The organism is Streptomyces sp. AC627_RSS907 (assembly GCF_019049165.1).
In genome coordinates, this window is record NZ_JAGMUE010000831.1 from 1 (window position 1) to 602 (window position 602).

General features: G+C 75.4%; 2 protein-coding genes. Both read left to right on the forward strand.

Translation table 11 applies throughout. From position 1 onward, the window contains the following. The coding region (locus KUM32_RS38890) for a hypothetical protein (protein ID WP_217146502.1) at nucleotides 1–273 on the forward strand (273 nt) is incomplete at its 5' end. Nucleotides 274–298: 25 nt separating this feature from the next. Continuing rightward, the coding region (locus KUM32_RS38895) for a contact-dependent growth inhibition system immunity protein (protein WP_254406727.1) at nucleotides 299–602 on the forward strand (304 nt) is incomplete at its 3' end.

The window sequence follows — 602 nt, forward strand, 5'->3', positions numbered from 1 at the left end:
GGCCTGGCCTGGGTCACCCTCGCCTGGACGCTGATCCTGATGCCGGAGGGCGTACGACGGATCTTCGCCGGCCGTGGTCACACGCGCCGGGCCGAGCTGATGGGCCCCGTCGCGGGGTTCTGCACGGCCGCGGCCACCGCGATCTGCTGGGCGGGCCTGGCCTACGACTGGTCGCGGGGCAACGGCACGAGTTGGCTCGTGCTGATCGGGACCGTGCTGCTGACCGTGGGCGGCGTGGCCTGGCTGGTCCGCAGGCTGCTGGAGCGCCGGTAACCACCGCCGAGCCGAGGCGTACGTCATGGACCGACTGCCGCACCTGGACCGCACGCTCGACGAGTCGGCCCCGCCGCGCTGGGCGTCGCCCGCCGCCGACGCCACCCACCTGGTCCGCACCGTGCACGCGGCGCGGCGCCTGCCGCTGGGCGAACTCGGCTCTGTGGAGTCGCGCCTCCTCGTCAGCCAGCAGGTGGCGCTGCCGTACGTGCTGCCGCTCGCGGTGCGTCTGCCGCGCGCGGTGCCGCTGCTCGACGCTCTCTTCTTCCCGGGCGACCTGTTGCTCGCCACCGTCGGCGTCCCCGCGGCGGCCTGGGCGCCGCTGCCGG